Annotated in this window: 15 protein-coding genes; 4 read left to right on the plus strand and 11 right to left on the minus strand. The window is 70.4% G+C overall.

Features of this window, described 5'->3' with window-relative positions; translation table 11 throughout:
• Positions 1 to 106: 106 nt before the first annotated feature.
• Together ACXAHD_RS08735 and ACXAHD_RS08740 are read right to left on the minus strand one after the other, a co-directional pair.
• The gene (locus ACXAHD_RS08735; RefSeq protein ID WP_007073996.1) at positions 107 to 316 is read right to left on the minus strand and encodes a BldC family transcriptional regulator; all 210 of its coding nucleotides are present in this window, start codon (positions 314 to 316) and stop codon (positions 107 to 109) included.
• 289 nt (positions 317 to 605) lie between these two features.
• The gene (locus ACXAHD_RS08740; protein WP_281552557.1) at positions 606 to 1,454 is read right to left on the minus strand and encodes a DUF8083 family protein; all 849 of its coding nucleotides are present in this window, start codon (positions 1,452 to 1,454) and stop codon (positions 606 to 608) included.
• A 172-nt stretch (positions 1,455 to 1,626) separates the two neighbouring features.
• Here ACXAHD_RS08740 and ACXAHD_RS08745 point away from each other — a divergent pair, with 172 nt between their 5' ends.
• Both ACXAHD_RS08745 and ACXAHD_RS08750 read left to right on the plus strand, forming a co-directional pair.
• Complete coding sequence (locus ACXAHD_RS08745; RefSeq protein ID WP_281552556.1) at positions 1,627 to 2,745, plus strand: Glu/Leu/Phe/Val family dehydrogenase; 1,119 nt, start codon at positions 1,627 to 1,629, stop codon at positions 2,743 to 2,745.
• Positions 2,746 to 3,060: 315 nt separating this feature from the next.
• Complete coding sequence (locus ACXAHD_RS08750; RefSeq protein ID WP_123606444.1) at positions 3,061 to 3,282, plus strand: DUF3073 domain-containing protein; 222 nt, start codon at positions 3,061 to 3,063, stop codon at positions 3,280 to 3,282.
• Between the two features lie 231 nt (positions 3,283 to 3,513).
• Here the strand turns inward: ACXAHD_RS08750 and amcA are convergent, their stop codons facing one another.
• From amcA to ACXAHD_RS08775, 5 genes are all read right to left on the minus strand, one after another.
• Complete coding sequence (gene amcA, locus ACXAHD_RS08755) at positions 3,514 to 3,768, minus strand: multiple cyclophane-containing RiPP AmcA (RefSeq protein WP_281552555.1); 255 nt, start codon at positions 3,766 to 3,768, stop codon at positions 3,514 to 3,516.
• Entirely contained in the window at positions 3,740 to 4,846 is a 1,107-nt protein-coding gene (amcB, locus tag ACXAHD_RS08760) for a cyclophane-forming radical SAM peptide maturase AmcB (protein WP_475049715.1), read from the minus strand. Before amcB ends, amcA begins: the two co-directional genes overlap by 29 nt.
• Before the next feature lie 190 nt (positions 4,847 to 5,036).
• Positions 5,037 to 6,206 (minus strand): phosphoribosylformylglycinamidine cyclo-ligase, encoded by a 1,170-nt coding sequence (gene purM / locus ACXAHD_RS08765; protein ID WP_281552554.1) that lies wholly within the window; start codon positions 6,204 to 6,206, stop codon positions 5,037 to 5,039.
• A 104-nt stretch (positions 6,207 to 6,310) separates the two neighbouring features.
• Positions 6,311 to 7,897, minus strand: coding sequence for an amidophosphoribosyltransferase (purF, locus tag ACXAHD_RS08770; RefSeq protein ID WP_233606602.1), 1,587 nt, complete (start codon positions 7,895 to 7,897; stop codon positions 6,311 to 6,313).
• Positions 7,898 to 8,086: 189 nt separating this feature from the next.
• Positions 8,087 to 8,440, minus strand: a complete 354-nt coding sequence (locus ACXAHD_RS08775; RefSeq protein ID WP_475049666.1) for a sterol carrier family protein — start codon at positions 8,438 to 8,440, stop codon at positions 8,087 to 8,089.
• Positions 8,441 to 8,597: 157 nt separating this feature from the next.
• Between ACXAHD_RS08775 and ACXAHD_RS08780 the strand changes: the two genes are divergently transcribed.
• Positions 8,598 to 10,952, plus strand: coding sequence for a carboxypeptidase-like regulatory domain-containing protein (locus ACXAHD_RS08780; RefSeq protein WP_475049669.1), 2,355 nt, complete (start codon positions 8,598 to 8,600; stop codon positions 10,950 to 10,952).
• 87 nt (positions 10,953 to 11,039) lie between these two features.
• On the opposite strand, the gene purL is transcribed toward ACXAHD_RS08780, so the two are convergent.
• From purL to purS, 3 genes are read right to left on the minus strand one after another with little or no spacing between them, the layout of a single operon-like run.
• A complete protein-coding gene (purL, locus tag ACXAHD_RS08785; protein ID WP_475049671.1) occupies positions 11,040 to 13,733 on the minus strand; it encodes a phosphoribosylformylglycinamidine synthase subunit PurL in 2,694 nt (897 codons plus the stop codon).
• Positions 13,730 to 14,413 carry a phosphoribosylformylglycinamidine synthase subunit PurQ gene (purQ, locus tag ACXAHD_RS08790; protein ID WP_281552550.1) on the minus strand — a complete coding sequence of 228 codons (684 nt, stop codon included), beginning with the start codon at positions 14,411 to 14,413 and terminating at the stop codon, positions 13,730 to 13,732. The genes purL and purQ overlap by 4 nt, the downstream gene beginning before the upstream one ends.
• The gene (gene purS, locus ACXAHD_RS08795) at positions 14,410 to 14,673 is read right to left on the minus strand and encodes a phosphoribosylformylglycinamidine synthase subunit PurS (RefSeq protein WP_281552549.1); all 264 of its coding nucleotides are present in this window, start codon (positions 14,671 to 14,673) and stop codon (positions 14,410 to 14,412) included. The genes purQ and purS overlap by 4 nt, the downstream gene beginning before the upstream one ends.
• Before the next feature lie 466 nt (positions 14,674 to 15,139).
• Between purS and ACXAHD_RS08800 the strand changes: the two genes are divergently transcribed.
• Positions 15,140 to 15,814, plus strand: coding sequence for a S1 family peptidase (locus ACXAHD_RS08800; protein WP_281552548.1), 675 nt, complete (start codon positions 15,140 to 15,142; stop codon positions 15,812 to 15,814).
• 117 nt (positions 15,815 to 15,931) lie between these two features.
• On the opposite strand, the gene ACXAHD_RS08805 is transcribed toward ACXAHD_RS08800, so the two are convergent.
• On the minus strand, positions 15,932 to 18,658 hold the full coding sequence (locus ACXAHD_RS08805) for a hypothetical protein (protein WP_475049675.1): 2,727 nt from the start codon (positions 18,656 to 18,658) through the stop codon (positions 15,932 to 15,934).
• Positions 18,659 to 18,668: the final 10 nt, after the last annotated feature.

The following is an 18,668-nucleotide window of genomic DNA, read 5'->3' on the forward strand; positions in this document are numbered from 1 at the left end:
AATATTGTGTGCGTGGACAAGGTGGAAAAACAGGGCGCGGCCACCAGAAAAACGGGAGCCCCCCCCCCCCTTGGCGTAGCCGATGTCAGCCACTTGGAGAGGCCAGTCAATCACCCTGCCGCTGCTGGGGAATCTGCCCCTGCAGCAGGGCACGTACTTCCGACTCCCGGTATCGGCGGTGGCCGCCCAACGTCCGTATGGCGCTGAGCTTGCCGGCCTTCGCCCACCGGGTGACGGTTTTCGGGTCGACTCGGAACATCGACGCCACCTCGGCCGGCGTGAGCAACGGCTCTGGTTCGTGCGTACGCGATGCCATCAGTCACTCCTCCACAGTGCTATAGACATCGGCCGGGGTCCCGCCGGCCGACGCGTCTCCCATGGTCCGGCTAGTCCCCGATGTCCGACATGGGCCGAACGGCCGAACGTCCTTGGATGGACGGATGAGCAATGACCGATTTTTATCCTTTTCTTATGACAGAACATACCATAATCGGACTCTTGATCACCGGTCGTGAACGGGTGATTACGAAACTTATTCAGGATTCGCGGAAAAATCTGCGCCTAGTACCCGGTGATTGAATCTGATTCGCCCCTTTTGGCGACTACTAGTTGCAGCGCTCCAGTAGCTGAACGGCACGCCACCGGGCAACCAGCTTCTCGTACGCCTCGCCGGCCGCCTCGGCATCGCCCCGACCGAGCGCCGCCAACCCGGCGCTCACCAGACCCGGCGAATCGTCGGCCTCCAGCGTCTCGTCCGGCAGCAGACGCACCAACCCACCGTAGTCAAGCTCCACCACCGACCGCGGATGGAACTCCTCGAGCCAGCGGGCACTCTCCTCCACCGCCTCGGTGATCGGCGCATCCCCCACCGACTTGCGCAACACCGACAGTCCGCGCGACGCCCGACGACGGGCCTTGGAGATCTCGGTCCGGTAGCGCAGCGCCCGGCGCGCCCCGGCGACGATCAGGTCACGCTCGGCCAGGTCCACGAAGACGAACCACCGCAACGGCACCCCCCAGGTGGCGGCCTGCTCGTGCACCCGCGGTACCCCGTGCTCCAGCACCCGGGCACCGCTGCGCCAGTCGTCGATCACCGCCCTGGCCTGACCGGCCAGTACCGGCGGGACGAACGCGTCGGCCAGCACCGACGGGACACCGTCGCGCGCGCTCAACGCTGCCTCCGCCACCCGCACCCGCAGATTCCACGGGCAGACCAGCAGCGTGTCGTCCGACTCCAGCACGTACGCCTCGTCCGGCAGGTCGGGCAGCCGGGTCCAGCCCGCGCCGAGCGCCTCAATCACCGCCGTCCGCTGCCGGCCCGGCCCTTCCAGCGGGCCGACCGCGCGGCCCTCCCGCACGTATCGGCGCCAGTAGACCTGTCGCTCGCGGTCGAACGCGGCCAGCGGCTCGTACACCCGCAGGTATGAGGCGAAGGAAGCGAAGAGGGACGGCACGGCGCGATCCTCCCACGAAACCGCACGACACCGCCCCCGCCGGGGGCAAACACCCCCGCAGCGGGCTGGTCCGTCGCGCTGCGGCCGATACTAGGCTCAAGCCAGCAGGGCTCACCGGCCCGGCGCACCGGACGCACCTCACGAGGGTGCCGACACCGTCTCAGGAGCAGACATGGGCGTCTTCACCACCACTGCCGGCCCCGGCACCGCCACCGGGCACGAACAGGTCGTCTTCTGCCAGGACCAGCCGACCGGGCTGCGAGCGATCATCGCCATCTACTCGACCGCGCTCGGGCCGGCGCTCGGCGGCACCCGTTTCTACCCGTACGCCTCCGAAGCCGACGCCCTGCACGACGTGCTGGACCTGTCCCGGGGGATGGCCTACAAGAACGCGATGGCCGGACTCGACCTGGGTGGTGGCAAAGCGGTCATCTGGGGCGATCCGGAGCAGCTCAAGACCGAGGCACTGCTGCGCGCGTACGGCCGGTTCGTCGAATCGCTCGGCGGGCGCTACTACACCGCCTGCGACGTCGGCACCTTCGTGCCGGACATGGACGTCGTGGCCCGGGAGACCCGGTTCGCCACCGGGCGCAGCCGTGCGCAGGGCGGGGCCGGTGACTCCTCCGAGCTCACCGCCTGGGGGGTGTTCCAGGGCATGCGCGCCGCCGCCGAGCACCGGTGGGGTTCGGCCAGTCTCGCCGGCCGGCGGGTCGGCATCGCCGGGCTCGGCAAGGTGGGCCGGCAGTTGACCGGGCATCTACTCGACGACGGTGCCGCGGTGATGGCCACCGACGTCAGCGAACAGGCCCTGGACTGGGCCCGGCGCACCCACCCGCAGGTGGACCTGGTGGACGACACCGACGTGCTGATCCGCCAGGAGATCGACGTCTACGCGCCCTGCGCGCTCGGCGGGGCGCTCGACGACGACACTGTGCCGGCGCTGCGGGCCGCAATCGTCGCCGGGGCTGCCAACAACCAGTTGGCCCACCCCGGCGTCGAGAAGCTGCTCGCCGAGCGAGGCATCCTCTACGCCCCGGACTACGTCGTCAACGCCGGCGGGGTGATCCAGGTGGCCGACGAGGTGACCGGGGCCACGACACCGTCGGCCAACGGCCGGTACGGGTTCGACTTCGACCGGGCCAAGGCGCGGGCGACGCGCATCTACCAGACCACTCGGGAGATCCTGCGCAGCGCCGACCGGGAGGGCGTGCCGCCGGCGGTGGCGGCCGACCGGCTCGCTGAACGCCGGATGGCCGAGGTTGGTCGGCTGCGCGCGATCCATCTCCGGTGAGCCGCCACCCCTGAGCAGCGCCGTCCTGGGAGCAGACCCGCCGGTCCGGTCGGGTGGCCGTCACCGGGCGTGTGGAGAATCACCCGTACGGGTCACGAGCGGCGGGGATCGGGCTCCTTACCTCCCAGCTGCCCGTGACGGACCCCGCTGCTGCCCGTGACGACGTCGGCCGCCGATGACGCGCGGGAGCGACCCGATGCAACCCGAGGTGCCGAACCTGGGTTCGCCCATGTACCGTAAGAGCCACGAGAGATGCCTGACGTCATCGGGGCCCGCCTTCGGGCTGCCCCGAATTCTGTGCGAGGGGGTCGAGCCATGGGGCGCGGCCGTGCTAAGGCCAAGCAGACAAAGGTGGCCAGGGAGCTGAAATACCACTCCCCGAACACCGACCTCGCCGCCTTGCAGCGAGAGCTCGCCGGCAGCGGCAAGTCGGACCGTGATTTCGACGACGAGTACGATCCGTACCTCGACGACGATGACGAGGACGACCCAGCCGACGACGACCGGGGTAACTGGACACCCTCTTCGTCCCGCTGAGGGTCCGACTGATCAGAGCACGCGGTCAGTGTCCGCGTGCTGATTCGTGTCGACGAGGACTCCGGCCCGGCTGGTCGCCGTACGTGTGTCGGAATGCCACCATCCGGTGGTGCGTACCCCAAGACGGGGTAGGCACCACCGGATGTCCATCGGCACGCGGGGCGGCTGGTGCGTCCGCCATGTCCGCGTACGGGGGCCGGTCAGGGCGGTCGACGAAACCGGTTGAAGCGGTCAACGGGGGCGGTTGTTCCAGTTGTAGAAGGTCGGAATGTTCTCGAAGTGGTTCCAGGCGCAGACCGCGCCGTCGGCACCGTCCGCCTCGGCGCGCCGCCGCCGGGCCTGATCCGCTTCGGCGAGCAGCAGTGCCAGACCGTCCCGGACGGCGTACACCCGGTCCGCCACCTGATCGTCGCCACCTGCTTCGGCGACGGTGGCGCCCGGGGCTGCACCGACCGGTTCAGGCCGCTGCCGGCTGGTCTCTGGCATGGGCCAACACTCCCTCCAGTAGATGGATCTTGCTGTTACGGCAGTGGTTGGTCTCCGTACCATCAAAACGCCCGTGTTCGAAGTAACGGTTGGCAGCGTGACCACCTCCGCAGAACCGGAAGTACGGACAGGTGGTCCGGCATGCCTCGACGCCCGCCACGAACTCGGTGACCCAGGGTGTCCGTTCCGGCGTGGCGAGGATCTCGGCCAGCCCACTGGTCAGCACGTTTCCGCTGGTGAAGTCCCCGTACCGGGGGTCGGAGAAGCCGGCCAGCTCCGGCGAGAGCAGCACCACCGACCCGTCGTACCCGATGGTGGGGATCGGGTCGAGCTGGCGGGGCAGCACCTCGTCGGCCGTGCCGTCGAGCACGGCCGCCGCGTACCGCAGTGACCATTCCACCTCGCGCAGATGGATCCGCGGTGCCCGCCGCCAGGCTCCGACCAGTTCCGCCCAGAAGCCGGCGACGGCCCGGTCCGGCCAGCGGTTCGGCCGGACGTTCACGCCCTCCGTCTCCTCGATGTTGATGCCCAGCACGTCGCAGCCGAGGTCGAGGAAGAAGCGGTACAGCTCGGTGGCCAGGCCAGGGCTCGGGTCGCTGACCACGCAGAGCGCCGAGAATTCGATCCCATGCCGGCGTAGCGCTTCGACACCGCTCCGGATCTGGTCGTAAGCGGGCCGACCACCCCGGGTGTGCCGGCTGTCGTTACGCGCCCGCGGACCGTCGACGCTGACGCTGACCCTCACCCGGTACTCGCGGAAGAACTCACACCAGGGGTCGTCGATCAAGGTCGCGTTGGTCTGCACGTGGTGCTCCACGTCGGCGCTGAACGGGCGGATCAGCGCCGCCAGATGGTCCGGCCCGGCGGCCAGCGGCTCACCACCGTGCCAGACCACCGAGAACCGGCGTCCCCGCTGCGCCGCCCAGACGTTCACCGGCCGGGCGACAGCCTCGGCCACGGCGACCGGCATCCGCCGGTTGGCCGCCCGCAACGGCAGGTAGCAGTAGCTGCAGTCCAGGTTGCACAGCGTGGTGGGCTGCATGACGACGTAGCTCGGGACGGTCGCCACGCCGCGCATGCCGGTGGGGGCCGGCCGCTCCCCACCGGCCGGGTCCTGCCGGGTTTCGGCCCTGCTCATCCCCATCCTCCTGCCTGTGACGGATGCCGTTTCAGGCTAGGTGTCGGGGTCTGCCGAGGTGAATCGGCGGTACGGCCCGCCGGGACGCGGCGGCGACGGCCCGCCCGGATGACGCGGCAGCGGCCCGCCGTCAGCCCCGGGTGTGGTGGCCGACCATCTGTACGGTGCCGCTGCCCTCGATGATGTCGCCGGCCTGCCAGGCCTCGATGCCGCTGCCGGTCAGGCAGGCGAGCGCCCGGTCGGCGTCCTGGGCTGAGACGATGGCGAACATGCCGACGCCCATGTTGAACGTCGACTCCATCTCGTTGTCCTCGATCCGCCCCTTCGCCTGCACCAGATCGAAGATCGGCTGCGGCCTCCAGGTGGCGCGGTTGACCAGCGCGTCGACGTGCTCAGGGAGGATCCGCACCAGGTTTCCGGGGATGCCACCGCCGGTCACGTGGGCCAGGGCCCGGACCTCGCACTCCTCGATCAGCTTCAGGCAGTCCCGGGCGTAGATCTTGGTCGGGGTGAGCAGCTCCTCACCCAGGGTCCGCTGCCGGCCGAAGTCGTCGACCACCGTGTCCAGCCGCATCCGACCGGCACCGAGCAGCACGTGGCGGACCAGCGAGTAGCCGTTGGAGTGCAGGCCCGAGGAGCGCATCGCGATCACCACGTCGCCCACCTCGACGCGGTCCCGGCCGAGGATCTCGCTCTCCTCGACCACGCCGACGCCGGTCGCGGAGACGTCGTACTCGTCCGGCCGCAGCACCCCGGGGTGTTCGGCGGTCTCGCCGCCGAGCAGTGCGCAACCGGCGTACCGGCAGCCGTCGGAGATGCCGGCGCCGATCTCGGCGACCTTGTCCGGCACGACCTCGCCGCAGGCGATGTAGTCGAGCAGGAACAGCGGCTCCGCCCCACAGGCGACCAGGTCGTCGACCACCATCGCGACCAGGTCGATGCCGACCGTGTCGTGGATGTTCATCTGTTGGGCAATGACCAGCTTGGTGCCCACCCCGTCCGTCGACGAGGCCAGGATCGGGTGCCGGTACTTCTGCACGTCGAGCCGGAAGAGCCCGGCGAAGCCGCCGATGTCGCCCATCACCTCGGGCCGGGTCGTCTTGTGCACCTTCGACTTGAGCAGCTCGACGGCGCGCTCACCGGCGTGGATGGAGACGCCGGCGTCCGCGTACGTCACCGTGCGTTTGCGGCCGGACCGGCCGGCGCTGGCCGTCCACGGCTGGCGGTTGACCGTCCGGGCGCCGGAGTCGTCGGCGGGCGGGCCGACGTCCGCGCTGCCGCGCTCAGTCACGTGCGTCACGGTTCTCCCCTTTGTGCTTCTCGCGGCGAAGCCGCGTCGGGTAGCTGTCGAGGATCGCTCGACTCGGGCTGCCGGTCGGACGGCCGAGGCCGGTCCGGCCGGTGCTACGGGCGGTGCAGGGCCTCGGGGCCGCCAGTGCTGACAGCGAACCGTTGAGCGCCCGGGCCGGTCCGGTCGCCGCCGGCCTGATAGTCCTGCTCGGTGATGTCCCCCGGATGGCCGACCCCGCCAGCGACCCGGCGGTCCACACCTTCGAGCACGTGCTTGCCGATCAGATTGCCAGCTGGCAACTCGATCGGGTACTCCCCATCGAAACATGCCCGACACAATCGTGTCTTCGGCTGCTCGGTTGCCGCTATCAGACCGGCAAGCGATACATAACCGAGAGTATCCGCACCGATGGACCGGCGTATACCCTCAGTGTCCAGCCCGTTGGCCAGCAGCTCAGCCCGGGTGGCGAAGTCGATGCCGTAGAAGCACGGCCAGCTCACCGGCGGCGACGAGATGCGTACGTGCACCTCCAGGGCACCCGCCTCGCGCAGCATCCGCACAATCGCCCGCTGGGTGTTGCCCCGCACGATCGAATCGTCGACCACCACCAGGCGCTTGCCGCGGACGTTCTCGCGCAGCGGGTTGAGTTTCAACCGGATGCCGAGCTGGCGCAGCGTCTGGGAGGGCTGGATGAACGTACGGCCGACGTACGAGTTCTTCATCAGGCCGGCGCCGTAGGTGATGCCGGACTGCTCGGCGTAGCCGATCGCGGCCGGCGTGCCCGACTCCGGCACCGGGATCACCAGGTCCGCCTCGACCGGGTGCTCCCGGGCCAGGCGGCGGCCGATCTGCACCCGGGCGGCGTGCACGTTGCGCCCGGCGATGGTGGTGTCCGGGCGGGCGATGTACACGTACTCGAACAGGCAGCCCTTCGGCTCCGGCGGGGCGAACCGGGCCGACCGGAGCCCGTGTTCGTCGATGGCGATCAGCTCGCCTGGCTCCACCTCGCGGACCACGGTGGCGCCGACGATGTCCAGCGCGGCGGTCTCACTGGCGACCACCCAGCCCCGCTCCAGCCGGCCGAGCACCAGGGGCCGGACGCCGTGCGGGTCACGCGCCGCGTACAGCGTGGTTTCGTCCATGAAGACGAAGCTGAACGCGCCCCGCAGGGTCGGCAGCACCTCCAGCGCCGCGGCCTCGACCGACAGGTCCGGGCGGCTGGCCAGCAGGCTGGTGACCAGGGCGGTGTCCGAGGTCGAGCCGTCGCCGGACAGCCCTCGGTCGACCACCTCGCGGGCGAGCTCCGCGGTGTTGACCAGGTTGCCGTTGTGCGCCAGGGCGATCGTCGTGCCGGCGCTGGTCGCCTTGATCGTCGGCTGGGCATTCTCCCACGTCGAGCCACCGGTGGTGGAGTAGCGCGCATGCCCGATGGCGAGGTGGCCGCGCAGGCTGGCCAGGGTCGGCTCGTCGAAGACCTGGGCCACCAGGCCGAGATCCTTGTAGACCACCACGCCGGAGCCGTCACTCACCGCGATCCCAGCGGCTTCCTGGCCCCGGTGCTGCAGGGCGTAGAGACCGAAGTAGCTGAGCTTCGCGACCTCTTCCCCCGGTGCCCACACACCGAACACGCCACATGCATCCTGCGGACCGGGTCGTTGGGGATCAAGATCGTGACTCAACCGGCCGTCGCCTCGAGGCACCTGCCGCTCCCTCGTACTGGTCCGCACTGACGCCTGGCCTGCACGTGGCCTGCACGCCTCAGCGCGGGGTGTCACCGGAATACCGTCGCCGAACAGTGTACGCGAGGTTCCGGTTGGCCCAGAGTGCTCCATTTGGCCCCACACCTGCCGGGTGACCGTCGCAGCCGGCCGCCAGATCGCCGGCCTGCCTCACAGCGGCAGGTACGGCGATATATCGGCCCTCGGACCACTCGCGGAGATTTGTCCGTTCGCCATGGCCGAGGCCCAGTCGAGGTCGCCGCTCGCCAGGAGCACCCAGGTCACCGGGTCGATCTCCACCACGTTCGCGGGCGTGCCGCGGGTGTGTCGCGGCCCGGCTACACACTGAATTGCACCGTAAGGTGGGACACGGACCTCCACCGATCGGCCCGGCGCTCGCTCGGCCAGCGCCGCCAACAGCAAGCGGACCGCGTCGCGCAGCTGCACACGGGCAGGGACGGCACCGGACGCAAGGGCGTCCCGCACGGCGGCGACCGTAGTGGACTTACTGTACGGAGAGGACACATCGGGACGATACGACTAGCTCCGGTACCAGTTGCTCCCGCCCCTGGGTCGCGCACATCCGTCCCGGCAAGGCATAGTTGCCGACGGTGTACTCGTCACGGGTGACCCCTGCCCGAATCCTGGTGCGGGGGAAGGATCAAACCGGAAGGCGGTGGACGTGACAACACACCTACGAGCCTGGCTTTCGCGGGCCGGTGTTGTCGCAGCGCTGGCTGCCGTCGCACTAGTCGGCCTGCCCGCCGCGCCAGCGGCCGCCGAGGCACCCACAGTCACCATCCGCAGCCTCTCCAACGCCAACCTCACCTCCGGCGGCCGCGCCACCCTCGAATTCGAGGTCCGCAACAACAACCCGGCCGACGAAGAGGTGGAGGGCGGGACGTCCTTCAACATCCGGGTCGCCACGAACATCAACGAGCTGCGGTGCGAAGGTCAGTGCGACTTCACCGACACGATCGACCGGGGCGCGAGCAAGACCTACACGGTCGAGCTGATCGCCGGCAACGTCGGGACCAACCAGAACCGCACCGGCCGGGTGGAGATCGTCGCCGTGGTCGACGGAGAGAACGGCCGGGTCCAGCGCGACGTCTCGGTCCGCGGGCCGCAGGAGGCGCCCCGGGTCAAGGAGGTCGCCGGCAAGGTCACCGACGTCTCCACCGGTGTACCGATCGAAGGCGCCGTGGTCGTGATGAGCGACTCGCAGAGCAACAGCTACGACACCACCACCAACGGCAACGGCAACTACCGGTTCACCTCCAGCAACGACCGACCCATCGTCCCCGGCGACATCCGGATCGCGGCGACCGCCGACGAGTACGACGACAGCGATGTGAAGGTCGTCACCGCCGCCGCCGGGCAGTCGATCACCGTCGACCGGATCACCCTGAAGTCGAACGTGGAGCCGACCCCGTCGGCCACCCCGGAGGCGACCCCGTCGGCGACCGCCGAGGCGACGCCGAGCGGCGCGGCCACCGACGCCCCACCGGTCGACACCGAGAACCTGGCGAACGAGAGCAGCGGCGGGGGGATGGGCTCCTGGCTGCTGATCATCATGGGCGGCCTGCTGGTCGCGCTCGGTGTCGGGGCCATCGTGCTGCTGTTGGTGCGGCGCAAGGACGGCGACGTCGACGACGACCCGGAGCCGGCTGACGACGACCCAGCTGGCGGTCGGGCCGCCGCGCCGGGAAGTCGAGGCGTCTACCACGGTGCCGACGACGCGACCCGGGTGGCGATGCCGCCGATGCCGCCCGGCCCGGTCTCCGACGCCACCATGGTGACCCGGCCGTCGTTGTCGGACGCGCCGACGATGCTGCACCAGATGCCACCGATCAAGGACGAGTTTCCCGACCCGTACGGTGCTCCGCCGCCGCCCGGTCCGACCCCGCCGGGCGGGCCCGAACCACGGTACGGCGCGGACCAGCGCCCCGGTTGGGGTGGACCACCGACCCAGCCCGGCTACGGCTCCGACCCCGCCGGTGCTACCAGCGTTTACGGCGCGGTTCCCGGCGCCGACCAGCCGGGTAGTGGATCCGGCTACGGCGGACCGGGCGGTGCGGCCCGCTCCGGCGGCACCTACGGCGGCAGTCAGTACGGCGGCAACGCCCCGTCGTCCGGGGCACCCGGCACCTACGGCGTCCCGCCCTCGTCAGGCGGCCCGTACGGCGGTGCCCCGTCGTCCGGCGGCCCGTACGGCGGTGCCCCGTCGTCCGGCGGCCCGTACGGCGGCAACGCCCCGTCGTCCGGGGCACCCGGCACCTACGGCACCCCGCCGGCACCCGGTCAGTACGGCGAGCCGGCCGGTCGGCCGCCAGCCGACGAGGCCGGCGGCTACCGCAGTAGCCGGAGCTACGGCGACGCCGGCGGCGCGGGCTACTCCGGCGGCAGCTACGGAGCGGACTCCCCCGCCGGCGGGTACGGCGCCGATCGTTACGACGAGCCGACCGGGCGCTACGAGCCGGGCGGCTACGGGCAGTCCGGCCCACCGTACGAATCCGCCGGTTACCCCGGCCCGGATCAGGGGCGCGGCGACGTGCCGCCACCACCGCGTGGTCCGGAGCCGCCGCAGCCCGGCTACCGGGGCGGCAGCCCCGGTTACGGGCCGGAGGGCGGTGGTTACGGCACAAGTGCCGGCTACGGCGGAAGCTACGGGGAAAGTCAGCCCCAGGCCGGTGGCTACCCGGACGCGGGCTACCCGGCCGGTGGCTACGGTGGCGACCGGGGCAGCGGCTACGGCTCCGACCAGGGCTACGGGTCGGCGGGCTACGAGTCCGGCCGGGAACCAGGCGGGTACGGTGCCCCAACCGGTGGCGGCTACGACCAGGGCGGCGGCTACGACGACCGCCGCGTCCCGGACCAACGGGGTGGCTACGACCAGCAGATGCCGTACGGACAGCAGCCCTACGACCAGCAGCCGTACGGCGGTGAGCAGCCGCCCGGGGACCAGCCGCGGCATGGTGCCACGCCGCAGGCAGGCAACCGGGGTGAGCGACGTTCCCTCGACTGGCTCGACGACTGACGGCCGATCGACGCGACATCAATGAGATGGGCCGGACCCTAGCGGGGTCCGGCCCATCATCGCTCGGTCAGCTTGTCGTCCGCCCGGTCAGCTCTGGTTCTTCGGCTTGCTGGCGGACGGATCGGGGCGGTCCACCGGCTGAGCCGCGTCGCCGTCGGCCGCCTCGTCGTCGGCCGCATCGTCGTCGGCCACCGTGTCGCTGTCGGTGACTGCTTCCGTTTCCCGCTCGGTCACCGCAGCAGGCTCGCTCACCGCGTCAGCCTCGTCGCTGTCCGGGTCGACGTCCACGGTCGCCGGGATGTGCTCCGGCGTACCGGCCGGGGCGTCGACCGCAACCGCGTCACTGGCCAGGATCCCGACTGCGTCCGGATCCTGCGGGTCCGCCGGCACGTTGCGCGGCCCTACCGCGCTGAACAGCGCCGGCAGGGTGCCGGTGTGCGCGCCACGCAGCTCGTCCAGACCGACGCTGAACTGATCGCGGACCTCCAACAGGCGGGCCGCCGGATCGGTCACCCCGATCATGGTCCAGGGCAGTCCGTGCTCCACGCAGAGCGCGGTGAACGCCTTCTCGTGCCCGCGCGGCACGGCCACCATGGCCCGCCCCGCCGACTCGCTGAACAGGAACACGAACGGCATAGAGCCGTCGCTGAACTCCGGCGGCAACGCGATCCGCGCCCCGATCGACCGGCGCAGGCACGCCTCGACCAGTGCCTGGGCGAGCCCTCCGTCGGAGAGGTCGTGGGCCGAGGTGATGTGCCCCACCCGGGCCGCCTCAGCGATCACGGTGGCCAGCACCCGCTCCCGGTCCAGGTCGACCTTGGGCGGCGTACCGCCGAGGTGCCGGTGGGTGACCCAGGCCCATTCCGATCCGGAGAGTTCCAGCTCGGTCTCGCCGAGCAGCATGATCAGGTCACCGTCGCTGTGTGACGGCGGCACGAAGCCCATCGGGACGCGCTGCGCCACGTCGTCGAGCACCCCGAGCACACCGACCACCGGGGTGGGGTGGATCGCGGCGGCACCGGTCTGGTTGTAGAAGCTGACATTGCCGCCGGTCACCGGGATACCTAGCTCGGCGCAGCCGTCGGCGAGGCCGCGAACCGCCTCGGCGAACTGCCACATCACGCTCGGGTCCTCGGGGGAGCCGAAGTTGAGGCAGTTCGTGACCGCCACCGGGCGGGCACCGGTCACCGCCACATTGCGGTACGACTCGGCAAGCGCGAGCTTCGCCCCCTGGTACGGGTCAAGCCGGGCGTACCGTCCGTTGCCGTCGACCGACAGGGCGACGCCGAGCCCGCTCTGCTCGTCGATCCGGATGACCCCGGCGTCCTCGGGCTGGGCCAGCACGGTGTTGCCCAGCACGTACCGGTCGTACTGCTCGGTCACCCAGCTGCGGTCGCACAGGTTCGGCGAGGCGATCATCCGCAGCAGGGTTTCCCGCAGCTCGTCCGGGGAGCCGGGGCGGGGCAGCGTCTCCGCCCGGTCGGCCTGCAGCAGGATCAGGTCCGCCGGCTCGCGCATCGGCCGGGCGTAGACCGGGCCGTCGTCGGCCAGCGACCCCGGTGGAACGTCGACCACCACGTGGTCACGCCAGGTGATCACCAGCCGCCCGGGCCGACCGTCCGGCTCGGTCGGGGTGACCTCACCGATCGCGGTGGCCAGCACGCCCCACTTCTCGGCGGTGGCGAGCACCGCGTCGAGCTGCGCCGGCTCGACGATCAGCAGCATCCGTTCCTGCGACTCGCTGGCCAGGATCTCGTGCGGCTCCATCGACGGCTCACGCAGCGGGACCCGCTCCAGCCAGACCCGCATGCCGGTGCCGGCAGCGGCGGCGGTCTCGGTGAGCGCGCAGGTCAAACCGGCGCCGCCGAGGTCCTGGATGCCGACGACCAGCCCGGCGTCGTACAGCTCCAGGCACGACTCGATCAGCAGCTTCTCCATGAACGGGTCGCCGACCTGTACCGACGGGCGGCGCTGCTGGCTGGCGTCGTCGAAGGTGGCGCTGGCCAGCACCGACACCCCGCCGATGCCGTCCCGGCCGGTCTTGGCACCCATCAGCACCACGACGTTGCCGGCTCCGGCGGCGGCCTTGTTCTGCAGCCGGTCGACCGGCAGTACGCCGAGGCAGAGCGCGTTGACCAGCGGGTTTCCCTGGTAGCAGGGGTCGAACACGACCTCGCCGCCGATGTTGGGCAGGCCCAGGCAGTTGCCGTAGCCGCCGACCCCGGCGACGACGCCGGGCAGCACCCGGGCCGTGTCGGGGTGGTCGGCGGCGCCGAACCGCAGCGGGTCCATCACGGCGACCGGGCGGGCGCCCATGGCGAGGATGTCGCGGACGATGCCGCCGACGCCGGTGGCCGCCCCCTGGTACGGCTCGACGAAGCTGGGGTGGTTGTGCGACTCGACCTTGAAGGTGACGGCGAGGGTGTCGGAGACCCGGATGACGCCGGCGTTCTCCCCGATGCCGGCGAGCATCAGGTCACTGGCCGGAGCCTTCTCGCTGAACTGCCGCAGATGCACCTTGCTCGACTTGTAGGAGCAGTGTTCGCTCCACATGATCGAGTACATGGCGAGCTCGGACTGGGTCGGCCGGCGGCCGAGGATCTGTTGGATCCGCTCGTACTCGTCGTCACGCAGCCCCAGCTCGGTGTACGGCTGCAGCTCACCAGGGGTGTCGGTGGCGCGTTCGACGGTGTCCGGGCCATCGGCGTATCGTTCACCCTGCACCCCGAGGTTGGTCTCTGCCGGGCCGGCGGCGGCCGCCGCCTCCGACTGGGTGGTCATGCCGGCACTCCCGCGAGGTGCTTGAGGATGGAGGTGAAGAAGCCCAGCCCGTCCCGGGACGGACCGGTCAGGTCCTCGACGGCGTGTTCCGGGTGGGGCATCAGCCCGACGACGTTGCCGGTGGGGTTGGTGATGCCAGCGATGTCCCGCAGCGAACCGTTGGGGTTGCCGCCGACGTAGCGGGCCACCACCCGGCCGGTCGACTCCAACTCGTCAAGGGTCTGTTCGTCGGCCACGTAGCAGCCTTCGCCGCTCTTGAGCGGGACGAGGATCTCCTGCTTCGGAGAGAACGCGTTGGTGAACGCGGTCCCGGCGGTCTCGACGCGGAGCATCTGGTCCCGGTTGCGGAAGTGCAGGTGCTGGTTGCGGGTGAGCGCGCCGGGCAGCAGGTGGGCCTCGCAGAGGATCTGGAAGCCGTTGCAGATGCCGAGCACCGGTAGGCCGTCACCGGCAGCAGCGACGATCGACTGCATGACCGGGGCGAACCGGGCGATGGCTCCGCAGCGCAGATAGTCGCCGTACGAGAAGCCACCGGGTAGCACCACCGCCTCGACGCCGCGCAGATCGGCGTCGCCGTGCCACAGTCGGACCGGCTCCCCACCGGCGAGCCGCACCGCGCGGGCGGCGTCGCCGTCGTCGAGCGAGCCCGGGAAGGTGACCACCCCGATCCGGGCACTCATGATGGATCACCGGCTGTCTCAGGCTGCTCGGCCACCCGGACCTGGTAGTCCTCGATGACCGGGTTGGCCAGCAACTTGTCCGCGATCTCACGGGCCCGATCCAGGTCGGGCTCGCCGGCGAACTCGATCTCGATCCGTCGGCCGATCCGCACCGCCGAGACGTCGCTGACACCGAGTCTCGGCAGCGCGTTCGCGACAGCCTGGCCCTGGGGATCGAGAATTTCCGGCTTGAGCATGACGTCGACGACGACGCGAGCCACGTGGCACTCCTGACCGTGTACGCGTTGGGGGTGCCGGCCTCGAACGGGCCGCGCACCGCTCAGCCTACCTGGTGGCACCGGGTGCGACGCACCGGCGGTCGAAGAGCCGAATCGGTGATCGGGCCACAAATCAGCCACGAACCGATAACGACGACATCGGCCACCGCCGACGGACCGGCTCACTGGGCAGACCGAACGCCCACGAACGGCCTGCCGCACCCCCGTTGGCGACCGCCACCGGACGCAGCGCGGGATCGAGAGCGCGGGACGCCACTGCGGGGCATCAACGCATCGTATGACTTCAATTTGATTCTTGTAGATGACCGCCGTAGGGCTTAACGTCATTCGTCAAACGCCCGATGACGACCGTCGGACGGACGCTGTAACACTCTGCCGCCGGATAACAGGTCCGGCGGCGTGGCTCACCACCCGTACCCCGGGTCGCCCCCTCGGAAGGAGCCCACCCATGCGTGTTCGCCTGGCTGCGGCAGCAGTAGCCACCACCCTGATCGGCCTGCTGGCCACGCCGACCGCGGCGACGGCCGCACCGGAAGAGATCATCGGCGGCGGGACGGTGTCGTCTGCCCCGTGGGCCGCCGCGGTCTTCAGCAACGGCTCGTTCACCTGTTCCGGCACGATCATCGCCGCCAACTGGGTGCTCACCGCGCGGCACTGTGTCAGCGGCTCCATGTCGGTCCGGATCGGCAGCGTCTACCGCTCCTCCGGCGGCGTCACCCGTACGATCAGCTCCGCGTACGGCCGCTACGACCTGGCGCTGCTCTACTTCTCCAGCCCGGTCAGCACCAGCTATGTGACGCTGTCCAGCAGCTACCCGCCGGTCGGCTCGACCAACAGCATCTACGGCTGGGGCATGACCTGCTACAGCGGCTGCGGCGCGTCGACCCAGCTGAAGACCGCCTCGGTCCAGGTGACCAGCACCAGCGTCAGCGACGCGTACGGCGGCCGGGCGATCCGCAGCACCCGGATCAACGGCAACGCCTGGCGGGGCGACTCCGGCGGCCCGCAGTTCTACAACGGCCAGCAGGTCGGGGTGGCGTCGACCGCCAACGGCGTCAACATCCAGAACTATGGCAGTGTCGCGTACAACCGGTCCTGGATCCGGTCGGTGACCGGCGTCTGACCCCGAGCTGAACCTGGTCTGGGACCGACTGGTTCTGGCGCGCGACGGCGCGGACCCCGTGGACTGATCACGGAGTCCGCGCCGCCCTGCTCTCACCGGCTGTGCGGCATCCGGTCGCTACCGACGGGTGCCGGCGAGCGCCGCCACCAGCGCTCGGGCGCTCTTGACCAGCTCGCTCGACCCACGACGCGCCGCCACGGTGGTCACCTGCGGAATCTCGCCGCTCGCCCCGCACCGCAGCACGCACTCCACCGCAAGGGTCAGCAACTTCCCTACCCCCCGCGCCACCGGTTCGCCTTCGAGCAGGCCGGGGAGCGCGCCTCGACACACCGACCACACCGTGGCGTACGCACCGGTAGCGGCCATCTCCCCCAGAGTCTCGATTGCCCGGCTGAGGGTCACAAACGAATACCCCTCGGGACCAAGCTTCACGATCTGCCGGCCGAGCAGTTCGCCGTTGAGGTCACCACGGGCAGCCAGGACCAGGGTCGCGTCGATCGCCGCCGCGCGTTCCCGAGGACGGTCGGCGTCCATGGCCAGCGCGAGTCTGAGATGCAGGGCGAAATCGGCCGGGCCGCCCGACTCGGCCAATTGCGGAAGCAGACGCATCCAGGCCCGCCTGTCCCGCTCCGTGTAGGGCTCACGAGCGCTGTAGTCGTAGTAGCAGTTCGCCACCCTGTCCCGGTGGTGCGGCAACGTGGCCACCCAGGCCGCCAACTGGTTGCGGCACTGCCGATCCCACCTCGTGCCGGTACGGAAGAGCCGCTCGGCGTCGGCCGGCAGTTGTAGATCGGTCACGGCCCCGGGCAGGTCGATCAACTTGTGCACGATGTCGAAGGCACCGATTTTGTCCCAGTCGTCCGGTGTCGACGGCTGATGCGGGTAGCCGCCGGCCCGTAGCCAGCTGGACAGCTGGCGACCGGCGTCGCCCGGCAGCCTGTCGGCCGCATCGATGATCCGCTCATCGGTGGTGGGAATGACCCGCAGCAGGGCCTGACCAAGATCGGCCGATCGCGCGGCGATGCCACGCTCGGCATACCCCGTCAGGCGCTCCACGAGTACCGCCGCGTCGAGGGCTCCGGTGGCGTCGGTCGGGACCGCCAGCAGGTACGGAAGGTCGCCGGCGCGTACCGCCACGGCGGCCTCCCGAATACGTGTGGCGAGCAGCTGACCTGGGGGCGAGAACTCGCCGCGGCAACAGCAGCAGCGCGCAACGAGCCAGTCGTCGTCCGGCACCGCTCCGGTCACCGCCTGGACGACGACCCACAGGTGTACGGGTGTGCAGTCACTGGGCCGTCCCGGTACCCGCCGCACGACGGGAACCAGCGCCGCGGCGAGTCCGGCCCGGTCGTGCACCGAATGACGGACGAGTCCGTCGAGCGCCTGCTCGAACAGCACGATGTCCTGGCTGCCGGCCAGCACAGCGGCCACCTGCTCGGCGACCTCGGCGGGCGTGCCGAGCGGTTCCGGCACCGCGGCGGGCGCGCGGACCAGCGGCAGCGTCTCGACGTACGGCTCGTCGCGCCGCGCCACCGGTCCGAACAGGTCAGCGGCCTGCGCCGACAGTGCAGGTGTCAGCCGGTCCGCCGCCGCCTGCAGGACAGCCCTGATGGGTTCGTCGGCACCAACCTGCTCCGCCGCCGAGGCAGCATCCAGATGCCGGGCGATCATCTTGAGCGCCTGCTCCTGCACGGCGATGTCCGGATGTCCGAACGCCAGAGCTGCCGATCGCACCAGCTGGCCGGCTCGTGCCGGGTCTCGTCGCGCTGTCCGGTCGAGCCACGTCAGGTGCGCCCGGATGAGCTTCTTGTCCGCTCGACGAAGGAGTCGTCGGGTCGTTTCGGTGACCAGCTCCGGCTCGATCAGGCCGGCCTCGTCAAGCTCGGCGAGGCGGACCCGGGCGTACTCGGCCACCGGCACCCACAGGTCCAACAACATGAGATAGTCACGGCCGACGGCCGCATGTTGCGCCAAGGCGGGGGGTAGGTCGTTGATCATCTCGAGGCAGCTCCGCAGCTCCCTGCGTTCGCTCGTCTGCCGGACCCGCTCCAGCCACCCCTGCAGCCTCGTCGACCAGTACTCCGCCGCCAGGGCACGCCACCGCGGATCATCAGCGATCAACCGCACCAGCGCCTTGTCCCCTCGCGGCGAGCAGAGATGGCCCCAGTCCACTCGGCGGAAGACGAGGTCGACGACGTGGTCGCCGCTGATCAGGCCAGCCTCGATCAGTTCGGCCTGTGCAGAGTCCGACATGTATTTGTCTGGGTTCGTTCGGGCGATAGGCAACAGGATCGGGGCGAGCGGGTCGTTTCGCACCCGCTCTCCGAACGTCATGCCGGGCGGGTTGGGGACCAGATCCGGGTCCCCGCCGTACCACCGGGCTGAGAGCCAGTTGAGGAGGAACGAGCGGGAGGTCGGCGGGGGGCAGCCGGTGCGCCGGATCAGGTAGTCGGCAAGCGGGAAGAGTTTCCTTGCACTGTCGATCGCGGCGACCAGCTCGGCCTGCTGCTCGGCCGTCCAGTGGTCGACCACCTCGACCACCCACCGGTGCGGCCCAGCGGTCTTGTTCTTGTCGTCCTCCCAACTGATGTCAGCCTTCTGGCAGTAGTGGTTCTCCATCCGGGTGAGCCATTTTCCGGCTGTGCCGGGGTCGGGTTGCGCGGCGAATTCGGCGGCGAGGCGCCCGAACCGCTCCGGCTGAGGCAGTTCCTCCCACTTGTGACACAGCAGTGCCGTCCGGAACTCGGCGAGCGTCTCGGCGTGTCCGGCGCGCCGTGCCGGGGTTAGCTTGCTCATCGCCCGGCCCACCCCGGCCACGTCACCAGCGACGATCCGGTCCATCATGTCCACTGTA

This window comes from Micromonospora sp. ABR4_055 (assembly GCF_056160425.1).